Origin of the sequence: Sorangium sp. So ce385 (assembly GCF_051474135.1) — a bacterium.
Taxonomy (GTDB): domain Bacteria; phylum Myxococcota_A; class Polyangia; order Polyangiales; family Polyangiaceae; genus Sorangium; species Sorangium cellulosum_D.
Map to the genome: position 1 here is coordinate 967,120 of NZ_CP150337.1, position 13,794 is coordinate 980,913.

At 75.0% G+C, this 13,794-nt stretch carries 8 protein-coding genes; 5 read left to right on the forward strand and 3 right to left on the reverse strand.

The genetic code is table 11. The features are described 5' to 3' along the window. Positions 1-30 precede the first annotated feature (30 nt). Together WME83_RS03685 and WME83_RS03690 are read left to right on the forward strand one after the other, a co-directional pair. Entirely contained in the window at positions 31-2,745 is a 2,715-nt protein-coding gene (locus WME83_RS03685) for a hypothetical protein (protein ID WP_437317864.1), read from the forward strand. A 47-nt stretch (positions 2,746-2,792) separates the two neighbouring features. Beyond that, positions 2,793-3,539, forward strand: a complete 747-nt coding sequence (locus tag WME83_RS03690) for a hypothetical protein (protein WP_437317865.1) — start codon at positions 2,793-2,795, stop codon at positions 3,537-3,539. A gap of 94 nt (positions 3,540-3,633) precedes the next feature. On the opposite strand, the gene WME83_RS03695 is transcribed toward WME83_RS03690, so the two are convergent. Next, a complete protein-coding gene (locus WME83_RS03695; protein ID WP_437317866.1) occupies positions 3,634-4,602 on the reverse strand; it encodes a hypothetical protein in 969 nt (322 codons plus the stop codon). A gap of 386 nt (positions 4,603-4,988) precedes the next feature. Here WME83_RS03695 and WME83_RS03700 point away from each other — a divergent pair, with 386 nt between their 5' ends. Further along, positions 4,989-6,449, forward strand: coding sequence for a hypothetical protein (locus WME83_RS03700; protein ID WP_437317867.1), 1,461 nt, complete (start codon positions 4,989-4,991; stop codon positions 6,447-6,449). A 15-nt stretch (positions 6,450-6,464) separates the two neighbouring features. On the opposite strand, the gene WME83_RS03705 is transcribed toward WME83_RS03700, so the two are convergent. Beyond that, positions 6,465-7,436, reverse strand: coding sequence for a tetratricopeptide repeat protein (locus WME83_RS03705; RefSeq protein ID WP_437317868.1), 972 nt, complete (start codon positions 7,434-7,436; stop codon positions 6,465-6,467). A gap of 467 nt (positions 7,437-7,903) precedes the next feature. Between WME83_RS03705 and WME83_RS03710 the strand changes: the two genes are divergently transcribed. Both WME83_RS03710 and WME83_RS03715 read left to right on the forward strand, forming a co-directional pair. Then, complete coding sequence (locus WME83_RS03710) at positions 7,904-9,592, forward strand: serine/threonine protein kinase (RefSeq protein ID WP_437317869.1); 1,689 nt, start codon at positions 7,904-7,906, stop codon at positions 9,590-9,592. Between the two features lie 98 nt (positions 9,593-9,690). After that, positions 9,691-11,880, forward strand: a complete 2,190-nt coding sequence (locus WME83_RS03715; RefSeq protein ID WP_437317870.1) for a bifunctional alpha,alpha-trehalose-phosphate synthase (UDP-forming)/trehalose-phosphatase — start codon at positions 9,691-9,693, stop codon at positions 11,878-11,880. 16 nt (positions 11,881-11,896) lie between these two features. Here the strand turns inward: WME83_RS03715 and WME83_RS03720 are convergent, their stop codons facing one another. Then, positions 11,897-13,450 carry a right-handed parallel beta-helix repeat-containing protein gene (locus tag WME83_RS03720; protein ID WP_437317871.1) on the reverse strand — a complete coding sequence of 518 codons (1,554 nt, stop codon included), beginning with the start codon at positions 13,448-13,450 and terminating at the stop codon, positions 11,897-11,899. Positions 13,451-13,794 lie beyond the last annotated feature (344 nt).

The window sequence follows — 13,794 nt, forward strand, 5'->3', positions numbered from 1 at the left end:
GCTCGCCGCGCCCCGCTACACTCGCCGCCAATGCCGGAGCGCATCGTCGTGTCCTTTCGAGGTACTGCGGCCCTCTCGCGACCGGACAGCACGGACGCGGTCCTGCCGTCGCTCGGCCGCCGCGGCGCCGCGCGCGCGCCCGCGACGCCCTCGCGCCACCGGGGCGCGCCGCGCGACGCGGGCGCCGCGGCGCGCGGCGACGAGAGCTACCTCGCGCGGGCGCTCGCGCTGAAGAAGCGCGCCGAGGCGCTCGGCGCCACCCTGTGCGCCTGGAGCGCGCAGACCTTCTCCTTCGAGTTCACGCCGGACGACATCGAGGAGGCGGTGCTGCTCGCCGCGCTCGCCGCGGAGGACGCGTCCGTGCACCCCGACGCGCGCTTCGCGGTCGGCATCGCGCAGGGGGAGATGACGTACGTCGGCGAGGCCGGGCGCTTCACCGCGCTCTCGTGGGGGCAGCCGCTGCTCGTCGCCGTCATGCTCGCCCGCATCGCCCTCCCGGGCGACGTGCTCCTCGACCCCGCGCTGCCCGCCGTGCTCGCGGGCGAGCTCATGACCCTCGGCGCCCACCGCGGCGTCGACGGCGCGCGCCGGGTGCGCGGCCTGCGCCTCGACGCGCAGCAGCCGCTGCGCCGGCAGGTCGCCGAGAGCGTCGCGCGCCTCGCTCGGCCGCCGCTGATCGGCCGCGACGGCGAGCTCGCCACGCTCGCCGTGCCCCCCGGCTCCCTCGCGCTCGTCCGCGCCGAGCCCGGCGCCGGCGGCTCGCGGCTGCTCCTCGAGCTGAGCCGCGTCCTCGCCCCGTCGCGGAGCCTCTTCGTCGCGCCGATCGGGGCCTCGCGCGAGCCGTTCGGCGCGCTCCGGCGCGCCCTCGCGCGCGCGTCGGCCCGCGCCGAGAAGGGCCGCGCCCGCGCGCCCTCGCTCCCGGAACGGCTGAGCCCCGCGCTCGCGCGGCTCATCGCCGGCGAGGGCGTCGAGCCGTGGACCGCCGCCGAGGTCGTCGCCTCGTGGCTCGCCCCGGAAGGCGCCCGCTCCGGCCTCCTCCTCGTCGACGATACCGGCGAGGTCGACGCCGCGAGCCTCGAGACGCTCGCGATCGCGCTCGAGATGGGCGGCGGCCTGCGCGCCGTCGTCCGGCTCGGGCGCTCGGAGCCGCTCCCCGCGCCGCTCAACGCGATGACCGTCTCCGCGACGGCCGCGCTGGGGCCGCTCTCCGCCGCGGGCGCCCAGGAGCTCGTCCGCCGCCTCCTCGACGGCTGCATCGACGAGGCGGGCGCGCGGAGGTGGGCCGCGCGCGCGCCGGCCTTCCCGCTGGCGCTGCGCGAGCTCATCTGCGAGGCGCTGGAGAGCGGCGCGCTGCGCTGGATCGGCAGGAGCGTCGCGCCGCGCCGGCGCAGCGCCGGGCGAGGCGGGCCCGCGCGCACCATGACCGGGGCCGAGCTCGCGGCGCCGCCCGCGTCCCGCGCGATCGAGGGCCGCCTGCGCCTGCTCGCGATCGGCCCGCGCACGGTCCTCACCGCGCTGGCGACGCTCGGCGGCGACGCGTCGGAGTCGGCGATCGAGGCCCTGTGCGACGGCACGGGCGCGCCGAAGGTCGCCGCGGTCCAGGCGGCGCTGCTCGGCGCCGGCTGGGTCGTCCGGCCGGAGCCGGGCTGGCTGAAGCTCTCCTCGCGCACGCTGCGCGACGTCCTGCTCGCGGCCGTCCCGCCGGGCGAGCGCTCCGCGTGGCACCTCGCCGCGGCGCGCGTCGTCGAGGACCACGCCGGCGTGCTCGGCCTCGCCGACGCGGCGTGGCACGCCGCGAAGGCGGGCGACCGGCGCTCCGCCGCCGACCTCGCCGGGCGCGCCGCGCGCGCCGCCGGCGACGCGCTGCTCGAGTCGTCGGCCGCCGAGCTGCTCGCGTTCGCCGACGAGCAGGAGACCGGGAGGGAGCACCGGCTCGACGGGGCGCCGGACAGCACCTCGAGCCAGCCGCCCACCTTCCGCACGCCGATCGAGGTGGTCGGCGACGCGCCGGATCCGCAGCGCGGCGCGCCCGCCTCGGACGGCTCCGGCCTCGACGTGTCGCGCGAGGCGGCCGACAGCGCCGCGCGCCGGCGGGGCTCCACGATGCCGGTCGAGAGCGGCGGCGCGCGCGACGGCGCCCCCCGCGCGTCGCGGCCGGACGGCGCGGCGGCGCTCCCGGACGGGGCGCCCGCGGGCTTCCCCGACGTGGCGCCGCTGGAGGACGACTTTCCGCTCGCCGACGCCTCGGGCGACCCGCTCGCGAAGACCTCGGAGTCGCCCGTCCTGTCGATGAACGACATCGCGGTGCGCCTCGCCGAGCTGGCCAAGCAGGCGCTCGTCCAGGGCGAGCTCCGCACGCTGGAGCGGCTCGTGGACGAGCTCCGCCGCACCGGCGAGCATCCGGAGCTGGTGGAGCGCATGACCGGGCTGATCTCGCTCGGGCGCGGCGCCAAGGACGAGGCGCTGCGGCGCTTCCGGATCGCGGCGGAGGCCGACGCGTCGCCCGCGCAGAAGGCGAGGGCGCTGCTCGCCTACGGGATCGCGCTCGCCGCCGCGGGCCGCACGGAGGGCGCCCTGCTCGAGGCGCTGAGCGCCCTGGCGCGGGCCCGCGAGGCCGCGGATCGCCGCGGCGAGCAGGCGTGCGCGCAGTTCCTGGCGAGGCTCGCGGCCGCGACCGGGCACGAGGAGGCGGCCCGCACGTGGACGCAGGTGGCGCGCCTCGCCGGCGCGGTGCCCCCTGCCTGACGGCGCATCGATTGACAGCGTCGTCGCGGCTGGCCATACCCGCGGCCATGTCGTCTCGAGAGCCCTCCGGCGAGCCGGCCTCGGCGCCGGGGACCGGCGAGGAGCGCGGCGCGCCGGATGCGAGCGAGGGGCGCGCCGCGCGCTCCGGCGTCGGCGCGCGCTGGATCGCCGCGCTCCTCGCGCTCGCGCTCTCGCTCGGCGCGATCGCCGTCGTCGCGCACCAGCGCTACGCCGCGGTGCACCTGCGCGAGCTCCCGAAGGTCCCCCGCTGTGTCCGCGGGGCGCGGGTCGCGTTGCGCAGGCCGGTCGCGGTGTCCGGCACGGAGCCCCGCCAGACGGCGTCGGGCGAGACGGTCCACCTCACGCCCGGCGAAGACCGCGCCGTCGCCTGCGCCCTGCAGTTCGACGAGGTGCTCGCCCGCCACCTCGCCGGAGCGCTGGCCGAGCAGACGCCCGCGCAGCGCGCCGCCCGGTTGCTCGAGCTCGTGCGCGACCGCGTGCCGCCGGATCCGGCGCACGATCGCTCGGCCTCCGCGGCCTACATGATGGCCTCGGCGGCCCTGCGCGGCCTGCCCGAGGACGCGCCCGAGGTCCGCGCCGCCGCCGAGGCGCTCGAGCAGCACCACGCCTGCCGCTTCGCCACGCGGCGCGCCTGCCCGACGCGCCCCCCGCCGCCGGCGCTCGTGTGGCTCGCCGGCGTCCCCGCGGCGCTGAGCCTGCTCGGGCTGCTCGGGATCGGCCTCGCCGCGGGCGCCGCGCGCTACCGGCGCTGGACCGCGCGGCGGGGCCGCTGATCGCCCGCGCGCCTGCCGTCGAGCGCCAGCGCGCCGGCCGCGGACCGCGCGCCGGCCGCGGATCGCCCGCGCCCCGGTCGCGCCCCCGCGCGCCTCAGTCGATCGCCTCGACGCGGAAGCTCGACTGGACCAGGCGGTGACGCCCCGCGCCGATGTCGGCCACGTCGAACCCGAAGCCCGCGCCCTGGTGGTGGATCCCGCCCGACGTGGCGCCGCTCGGCATCTTCACCGACGAGCTCACCGTCACGTAGACCTTCGCGCCCTTGGCGAACGCGGCGGTCATCGCCAGGACGCGCCCGGCGAGCTGCGCCGCCGCCTCGCGCGCCACCCGCGCCCAGAGCGCGGCGGCTCCGGCCGTCGACGACAGCGCGCGCACCCCGAGCACCGCGCCGGCGCCGCTCAGCTGCACCTCGAACACCGCGCGCGCCGTCGCGGGCGTCTCGGCGGCGCGCACCGCGTCCGCCACCACGGACGCGACCGTGCCGGCGGCGGGCAGATCCAGCCCCAGCGTCTTGTCCCGATCGCGCATCGCCTCGCGCAGCACCTCGCCGCCCCTGTCCATCGACACCTCGCGCGGCGCGGGGGGCGCGGTCGGCGCCGCCGGCGCCGGCGCGCGGTCCGGGAGCACGCCGGGCAGCTGCCACACCGGTACGCCGCCGAGCCCGGCCACGCCCGGCGGCCCCTCGGCGCTCGGCGGCCCGTCGTACTCGGAAGCCGGCGCCGGCGCCGGCGGCGCGGCGGGGCCCTCCCGCGGCTCGACCGGCCCCTCCGGCGGCGCGGGCGCCTCCGGCTCCCGGCGATCGCGGCGCGCCGTCCGCCCGAGGGCCGGCGCCGCGTCCTCGCGCGGCCGCGCCCCGTCCGGAGCGCGCGGCGGCGCGCGCGGCGCGTCCCGCTGCGGAGCGAGCGGCGCGACGGGCTCCACCTCGATCTCGACCTCGCGGTAGACGCCGCTCGATCGGGCCACCAGCGCCGGCGCCGGGCGGTCCGCGATCCGCGAGAGCCACGGGATGGCAGCGTGGAGCAGCGTCGCTGCGATCAGGAAGCGGGCCTCACGGGGGAGCAAGCGCGGAGCACCTTGCTGGGTGACGGGGAGGGGTGCAAGTGCGCGTTTCATCGCCGCCGTGCTCTGTTCACGGCGCGCACCTCACCCGCGCCGCCGCGAGCACATCGCTCTCGCTCCCCCGCTTCGACGCCCGGCGGGCTCACCCACGCGTGATCCAGCAGGGCACATCGTATTACGGTCACGCTTAAATCTGCGCTCACGGCACGGTTGCCGCTTGAGCTTAGGGCCGTGCTGGTCGATCCTCCCGCTGCCACGGCGCCTTCCAGGCTCATGGCAGGAGCAGAAACGCAGCGCGGCGCCGCACGTGCAACGCGCTCACCGAACAGAAGCAGCGCCTGGCAGCCAAGGCCGAGCGCTACGTCCCCGATGTGAGGAGGCGTATCGACATGAAGGGAAACGTGTGCGCAGACAGGTCGCCTGCGGACCTCTCACCGACGCCCACGCCGCCGCCCGTCACCGTGGTCCAGGGCTCCCCGGATCGCGGTCTCCCCCTCGACACGCCGCCCCTCGGCGCGGCGTCCGGTCCGCTGGAGCAAGGGCTGCTCTTCGATCCGCCGCCCCTCGGCGCCGAGCCCGGTCCGCTGGGGCCGGGGCCTCTCTTCGAGGATCCGCCGCCCTCCGGCGCGGCGCCCGGCCCGCTCCCGCCGGGGTTCGCGCCCGGCCTGGTCGATCCCGCGCTGTCGGGGGCGCCGCTCCACCTCGCCGGGGTCGGGCCGTACGGCTCGTTTTCCGCGCCGTCGCCGCGCGAGCGCCGCGCCCGCACGTGGCACGCGCTCGGCGCGTTCGTCCTCGCCGCGGCGACCGTGATCGCCGTCGTCGTCCTCACCGCGCGCGGCATCGCCGCGAGGATGCCGGTCAACGGCGAGGCCTTCCGCGCCATGACGCCCGTCAGCCGCGCGCTGCTCCTCGCCTCGCGCTCCGTGGCCGAGGGCGCCGCGGCCAGGGTGCTCGTCGCGCCCGAGGTGTTCGCGCGCTGGCAGGGGGCGACGCCGCCGCCCGAGATCCGGCACGACGGCTACGCGTCGATCCGCGGCGGCGTGCTCTTCACGCCCGAGACGTTCAGGCCCACCGGATCGAGCTACGATCTCGTGATCCACTTCCACGGCAACACCCAGCTCGTCCGCGAGAGCGCCGAGGTCGCCGGGCTGAACGCCGCGGTCGCCGTCATCAACCTGGGCATCGGCTCGGGCGCCTACGAGGAGCTCTACGCGCAGCCGGGCGTCTACGAGAGCCTGCTCGCGGACATCGACCGGGCGCTCGCCCAGCGCGGCCTGCCGACCCCGAAGCTCCGCCGGCTCGCGCTCTCCTCCTGGAGCGCGGGCTACGGCGCGATCGCGAAGATCCTGGAGCTCCGCCGCGGCATCGACGCGCTCGACGCGATCCTCGTCACGGACGGCATCCACTGCGGCTTCGTCCCGGACCACCCGAGCGGGCTCAACACGTTGCAGCTCGCCTCGTTCGCGCGCGCCGCGCAGCTCGCCGCCGCGGGGCAGGTGCTGTTCACGATCACGCACTCGGAGATCGACCCGATCGCGTACGCCAGCTCCAGCGCGACGGCCAACTACCTGCTCGGCGCCGCGGCCGGGCACCCCGTCGATCGGTCGCCAGCGCACGAGGCCCCGCCGCACCTGCGCCTGCGCGCGGCCGAGGGCGCCGTCTCGAGGAAGCTCGAGAAGCAGATGATCCCGACCACCGAGGCGACCGTGGGCGAGCTCCGCGTCCGCGGGTTCCGCGGCAACACGCCGGAGCACCACATGGCGCACCTGCTCCAGATGGCCTCGACCGTCCTCCCCGAGCTCGTCGAGCGCTGGCGCGACGGCGGCGACCCCGCGCCGCCTTCCCCTTGAGCCCGATCGCCCGCGTCAGCTCCGGCTCCGCGCCTCGTCCATCCAGGCCTTGATCGCCCCGGCCATCGGGTGATCCGACCCGAGCTCCGCCTCGGCCAGCCGGAGCGCCCGCTCGTAAAGCGGCAGCGCCGCGGACGGCCGCCCCGCGGCGTGGTGGACCTGCGCGAGCCGGACCAGCGTCGGCCGGAGCGACGGGTGGGCGTCCCCGACGATCGCCTCCCGCGCGGCCAGCGCGCGCTCGTACAGCGCCGCCGCCTCGGCCGCGTCCCCGAGCGCCTCCCGCGCGGCCGCCAGGTTGTGGAGGATCGACGCGCGCAGCGCCCCCTCCACGGCGGGGTCCGCCTCGGCGATCTCGAGCGCCCGCCGGAGCATCTCCTCCCGCTCGGCCGCCGGGCGGTCCTCCTCGAAGAACGTGGCCGCGTTGTAAAGCGCCTCCGCGACGAGCGGGTGGCGGGCGCCGAGCGCCCCCTCGCGCAGCGCGACCGCCCGCTGGAAGAGCGGCGCCGCCTCTGCGCGCGCCCCCTTCCGGCCGAGCAGCAGGCCGAGCCGGTTCAGCAGCGCGGACAGCTCGACCGGATCGGGGTCGCGCATCCGGTCGTAGCCCGCCAGCATCCGGCGGAACAGCGCCTCCACGTCCTCCGCCGCCCCCTGGCGCTCCAGGATGGCGGCGAGCTGCTCGAGCAGCCTCGGCAGCGGCGGGTCCGCGCCCGCCCCCGCCGCCTCGGCGATGGCGATCGCCCTGGCGGAGCTCGCGCGCGCCTCGGAGAGCCGCCCCTGCGCGAGCTGCGCCGAGCTCAGCGCGTAGAGCGGCCCCGTGAGCTCGGCGTCCTCGGGGCCGTAGATCTCCTCGGCGATGGCGATCGCCCGGGCGCACGTCGCCTCGGCCTCGGCGTGGCGGGAGCCGGCCAGCTCGGACGCCGCCTGGTCGAGTAGGCTCCGGTACTCTCTCCCCCTCCACCAGCGCCGCAGGGCGCGATCGGGTCGCATCCTTCTCTACTACCTCGTCCCCACCCGCCGGGGCGAGAGGGCCGGCAGGGACGTCCGGCGCCCGCGGCGGCGTCGCGAGGCGGGGACGATCGGAAGAGCGTTGCGCCGGCGCGGAGCAGTGTAATCTGCTCGCAGGGTCTCGTGGTGCGCAGGTGGGATGCAGACGCTCGGTGCCAGCAACTGGCGGTCCTCTTCGATCGGGGCTATGGCGCTCGGCGCATGGTGCAGCGCCTCCCGCCCGGCCTCGGGCAGGGCCTCCGGGCGGGCTCCCGGCAGGGGACACTCGGCCTCGCGGACGGGGCGATCGAGGAAAGGTCGCCAAGGACTTTTCTTCCGTTTAGACTGCCCCGACGGCCCCACGCACCGACGCCCCCCACGATCATGAGGTTCAAGCTCACGCATCGCGAGGCATCGTTACCGAGGGGAGGGCTCGCCCGCGCCCGCACGGGGAAGGCGACGGAGTTCATATGAGTGCCAACGAAAACGTCGTCGATGAAGTAGCGCGCAGCGAGCCGATCGATCCGTTGCTCGGAAAGGTGCTCAACGGCAAGTTCAAGATCCTGTCCATGCTCGCGACCGGCGGCATGGGCACGATCTATCGCGGCGAGCAGATCCCGCTCGGGCGCCCGGTGGCGATCAAGGTCCTGATCCCGAACCAGGCCTCGCGGCAGCTCGACCCGAACTTCCACAAGCGCTTCTTCCTCGAAGCGAGCATCCTCGCGCGCCTCCAGCACCCGAACATCGTCACCGTCTTCGACTACGGCCGCATCGAGGCCGACGATCAGGACCGGTTCTTCATGGCGATGGAGTTCCTCGAGGGCGAGACGCTCTTCCGGCGCGTGCGCCGGCAGGGGCGCCTGCCGCCGCCCGAGGCGATGCGCATCGCGCGGCAGATCGCGCGCGGGCTGCGCGAGGCGCACAAGCACGGCGTCGTCCACCGCGACCTCAAGCCGTCGAACGTCATGCTCGTCTCCAACGAGGACTCCGAGGAGGCGGTCAAGATCCTCGACTTCGGCCTGGTGAAGCAGCTCGGCGACGACTCGGAGGAGCTCACGCAGCAGGGCGCGTTCCTCGGATCGCCCCGCTTCATGTCGCCCGAGCAGATCTCGCACGGCAAGGTCGATCTCAGGACCGACATCTACTCGCTGGGCGTGATCCTCTACCAGATGCTCTGCGGGAAGGTCCCGTTCGAGTCCGAGAAGTCGATCCAGATCCTCATGGCGCACCTCCAGCAGCCGGTGCCGCGCATGAAGGATCGGAACCCGGACGTCGACATCCCGGAGCCGCTCGAGGCGCTCGTGATGCGCTGTCTGGCGAAGGATCCGGACGGGCGGCCCGCGACGATGGACGCGCTCATCCAGGGCCTCGGCGAGTGCGCCCGCGGCATGGGCGTGACCACCGCCTTCGGCGGCACGCAGATCACCTCGTTCGAGTCGCTGCCCGGCGTGCAGATCTCGTCGCGCTCGTCGACCGTGCAGGCGCTCAAGGAGGCGGTGACGCTCCCCGCGCCGTCGACGGACGACGAGGCGAGCGGCCGCACCTCCGGCGTCGGCACCGGGGTCTCGGCGGCGACCACGGCGGACGCGTCGAAGGGCGCCGCGGGCGCGCAGGAGGCGCGCCCCGGCGGCGGACGCAAGGCGGCGATCATCGCCGCCATCGGCGCCGTCGTCGTCGCGGCGGTCGTGTTCGTGCTGACCCGCAGCCCCGCGCAGAGCGAGGCCACGACCGATCCTCCGCCCGCCGCCGCGCCCCCGGCGGCGAGCGCGCCCAGCGAGCACAAGGGGGCGCCGTCGTTCATGCTCATCATCGAGTCGATCCCGCCGGGCGCCGAGGTCCTCGAGGACGGCAAGTCGCTCGGGCTCACGCCGCTCCAGCTCTCGATCGAGAACGAGCAGGTGCGCGCGGCGCCGCGCCGGCTGACGCTGCAGAAGGAAGGCTTCCAGCCCTACTCCATCGTCCAGGGGCCGTCCGAGATGTCCGTCCAGACCGTCGCGAGGCTCGCGCAGGCGGCGGCGCCGGCGAAGACGGAGGACCAGCCCTCCAACTCGGGCAGCAAGAGGAACTGGGGCCGCTCCGTTCGCCCGGCCGCGCCTCCGCCCACGACGAAGCCCTCCACCCCCGAGAACACGGCGCCCCCGATCCGGATCGACCGCTGACGTTCAGGACGAGCCCTACGCCGTATCGGCTCGTCCTGGATTTCGCGGCGCCGCGAGGGCGCGTCGCGGTCGCCATGCGCTAGCTTTTTCGCTCGCGCATGTCCCGCCTGCTCATCGTCTCGAACCGCCTCCCCGTGACCGTCCACGTCGATCAGGGCGACGTCTCCGTCGCCCCATCGGCGGGCGGCCTGGTCACCGCGATGCGGAGCCCGCACGAGCGCCACGGCGGCCTGTGGCTGGGCTGGCCGGGCGACGTCTCGCGCCTCGGCGCGGAGCAGCGCGAGGCGCTCGAGGAGCAGCTCCGGCAGCTCGGCACCGTCCCGGTGCACCTCACGCCGGCCGAGGTGAGGCGCTATTACGACGGCTTCTCGAACGGCGTGCTGTGGCCGCTGTTCCACTACCTGACCGAGAAGGTCCACCTCGACGCCCGGCGCGACTGGGAGACCTACCGCGAGGTGAACGAGCGCTTCACCGAGGCGATCGTCGCGCAGTACAGGCCCGGCGACCGCGTCTGGATCCACGACTACCAGCTCACGCTCGTGCCGGCGATGCTGCGCCAGCGCATCCCGGACGCGCGGATCGGCTTCTTCCTGCACATCCCGTTCCCCGCGGCCGAGGTCTTCCGGAGCCTGCCGTGGCGCGAGCAGGTGCTGCGCGGCATGCTCGGCGCCGACGTCGTCGGGTTTCACACGGCGTCGTATCGGTACCACTTCGTCTACTCCGCCGCGCGCGTGCTCGGCCTCGATCCCGACCTCGAGACGCTCGCGGTCGAGGGGCGGAAGGTGCGGCTCGGCGTCCACCCGATCAGCATCGACGTCGACGAGTTCGTGCGGCTCGCCCGCGACGAGGAGGTCCGCGCCGAGGCGCGGCGCATCCGCGAGCGCGCCCAGGGGCGGAAGATCGTGCTCGGCATCGATCGGCTCGACTACACGAAGGGGATCCCGCGGCGCATGCTCGCGATCGAGCGCTTCCTCGAGCGCGAGCCCGAGCTCCGGAGCAAGGTCCGGTTCATCCAGCTCGCGGTGCCGACGCGCGAGAAGGTGGACGCCTACGCCGACTTCCGGCGCACCGTGAACGAGCTCGTCGGCCGCATCAACGGCAGCTACGCGACGCTCGACGACGTCCCGATCCACTTCCTGCACCGGTCGATGCCCATGTCCGAGGTCGTCGCGCTCTACCTCGCGGCCGACGTGATGATGGTGACGCCGCTGCGCGACGGGATGAACCTGGTCTGCAAGGAGTACGTGGCCTCGCGGATCGACGACACCGGCGCCCTCGTGCTGAGCGAGTTCGCGGGCGCGGCCGCCGAGCTGATCGAGGCGCTCCCGGTCAACCCGTACGACATCGACTCGGTGGCCGCGACGATCAAGCGGGCGCTCGTCATGCCGCCGTCCGAGCAGCGCGTCCGGATGCAGGCGCTCCGGCGCCGCGTCGTCACGCACGACGTGCACCGCTGGTCGCACGGCTTCCTGAACGATCTCGAGCGCGCGAGCAGCGCGGCGCCCGAGGTCGGGGCGGTCCGGCGGCGCACCGACGCGCCCGAGCTCACGACGATCGCGAGCGCGCGCAGCGCCCCGTCGCTGGTCGTGATGCTCGACTACGACGGCACGCTCGTCCCGCTCGCGCCGATGCCCGAGCTCGCGCCGCCGGACGAGGAGCTCATCGCGGATCTGCGCGAGCTCGCGGCGCGCCCGCGGACGCAGGTGCACGTGGTGAGCGGCCGGCCGCGCGAGGACCTCGACCGCTGGCTGGGCGAGCTGCCGATCACCCTGCACGCGGAGCACGGGTTCTTCTCCCGCGCGTCCCCCGGCGAGCCCTGGGTCGCGCTCCGCGAAACGTCGCTCGACTGGAAGCCGCGGGTCCGCGACATCCTCCAGGGGTTCGTCGACCGCACGGCGGGCAGCTTCATCGAGGAGAAGGTGGTGTCGATCGCGTGGCACTACCGGTCGGCCGACCCGGAGCTCGCCAGCCAGATGGCGCGCGAGGTGCCCACGAAGCTCGAGGAGGTGCTGCGCGAGCGCGATCTCGAGCTGATCCCCGGCCGGAAGGTGCTGGAGGTGCGGCTGCGCGGCGTGAACAAGGGGGCGATCGTGCCGCGGGTGCTGTCGACGGTGCCGCCCGAGGCGATGGTGGTCGCGCTCGGCGACGACCGGACGGACGAGGATCTGTTCGCGGCGCTCCCCCCGACGGCCCTGACCATCCACGTGGGCGGCGGGGAGAGCTCCGCGGCGTTTCAGCTGCCCGATCCGGCCGCGGCGCGGCGCTTCCTGCGCGCGCTCGTGGCGTGAGCGCCCGCGCTGCGGCTCACGCGCTCCGGCGGCGGCCGCGGCGCCGGAGGGCGGCGCCGAGGAGCGCGGTCAGGGCGGCGGCCGCGCCCGAGCCGGCGAGCGGAGCGCCGGCGAGCGCCCCGCTGGCGCTGCACGAGCCGGCGTGGTCGGCGGCGGCGGCGTCGCTGTCGCCGGCGACGGCGTCGGTGGCGGCGGTGTCGTCGTCGCTGTCGGCGGCGTCGCTCGCGCTCTCCGCGCTGCCGCCGCCGGTGGGATCGCTGTCCGCGCCGTCGCTGTCGGCGGCGTCGCCGTCGGCGACGGCAGCCCTCATGGCGATCGTCGCGTCGGCGAGGCCGGGCCCGAACTCGTAGGCGCCGATGTCGATCGCGCCCGCGCTCGGCCGCTGCAGCGCTCCGCTGGCCGCGCGCACGCCCCTCGCGGGGGCGAACCGCGGCGCGGCGAGCGGGCTCGGGAACGGGTGCCCGTCCGGGCTCGGCGTCCACCGGGCGCCGGCGTCGACGAGCGGGCTGCCCGCCGACGGGCGGAGGTCCAGCGAGCCGACGTCGGCGAACCCGGGATCGGCGCCCTGCAGCGTGCCTGTCCACGCCGCGGGGATGGCCGAAGAGCCGGACGGAACCCAGTTGTTCGCGCCCGCGATGAGCGCCGCTCCCGTCACCCAGCTCGCCGACCTGTCGACGTAGACCTCCACGCCGCCGCCGCCGCGCCGATAGAACACGTTGTTGCTCATCTCGACGCTCTCGATGCCGTCGTACATCCGGATCGCCGGCCTCGAGCCGGGGGCGAGCAGGAACGTGTTGTTGACGAACCGGAAGCGGCCGAACGTCTGCCCGGTCCCGTCGCCCCCGACGCGCGCGACGAAGTGCTGGCCTGTCTTGACGAAGACGTTGCCGACCACGTCCGAGTCCTCGCGCGCGAGCCCCTCGTCCTGGCCGTCGGGCCCGATGAGCTCGATCTCGTGGTACTTCGCGCCCTCGATCCAGTTGTAATAGATCTCGTTCCGCTCGGCGCGGCTCTTCACGTTGTTGCCGCCGTTGCCGTCGTGGACATAGCAATGCCGCATGCGGAACACCGAGCCGAGGCGCGTCTCCTCGTCGGTCGCGATGTAGATGGGGTGCCTGGTGTCGCCGGAGCCGCACGCGTAGACCTCGACGTACTCCAGCGTGAACGAGCCCGACTCGGAGTCGGCGCCTAGGATGCCGTGGCCCGGGCAATCGTGCACCACCGCGTCGCGGACGGTGACGTCGTGCGCACGGTTGAACACGCAGCGGCTCGCGCCGCCGGTGATCTCGAATCCTTCGAAGGTGTAATGATTGCCACCGAAGACCACCGTGTTCGTCCCTCCGGACAGCACGGGGCGGCGGCCGTTCACGCGGACGCCGCGGATGGTGATCTTCTGCGCTTCGGTGCCGGATTTCTTGAAGATCACGTCCCCTGGATAGGTCGCGTCGCCTTGGACCTCGACCACATCCCCGGCAGCGAGGCGAGGGGCGACCTCCGCGAGGCTCGAATACGGCTTGCCTCGACCCACCTCGTACGTCGCTCCGCTCGCCGGCGAGGCCGCGAGCAGCACGGAGAGCCCGATGCCCGGCGCGGCGAGAGAGAGCGTGACGAGGTGTCTTGTATTGAGTTGCTGCATCGCCGCAATCTCACGTGCTGCGGAGTCGGATTGCAAGCTGCTTTTTAATGAAATGCATGATGGGTAATTCAGGCGACACCTTACGGCGGCCCATGTACGCCGTTCTTTCGCGGATCCGCGGTATTTTGGCCATTGCTGAATCTCCGCGTCCGCAGGCAGATTCGATGGAATGAATGCGGTCGGCGAATCGGCGCAGAAGTGCGGAGGGTTTTGCGCGGGGAATTCGAGCGGCGATCGAATGTGTCTGGCACGGAATCGAGGTGAGTTGAGACGAAGAA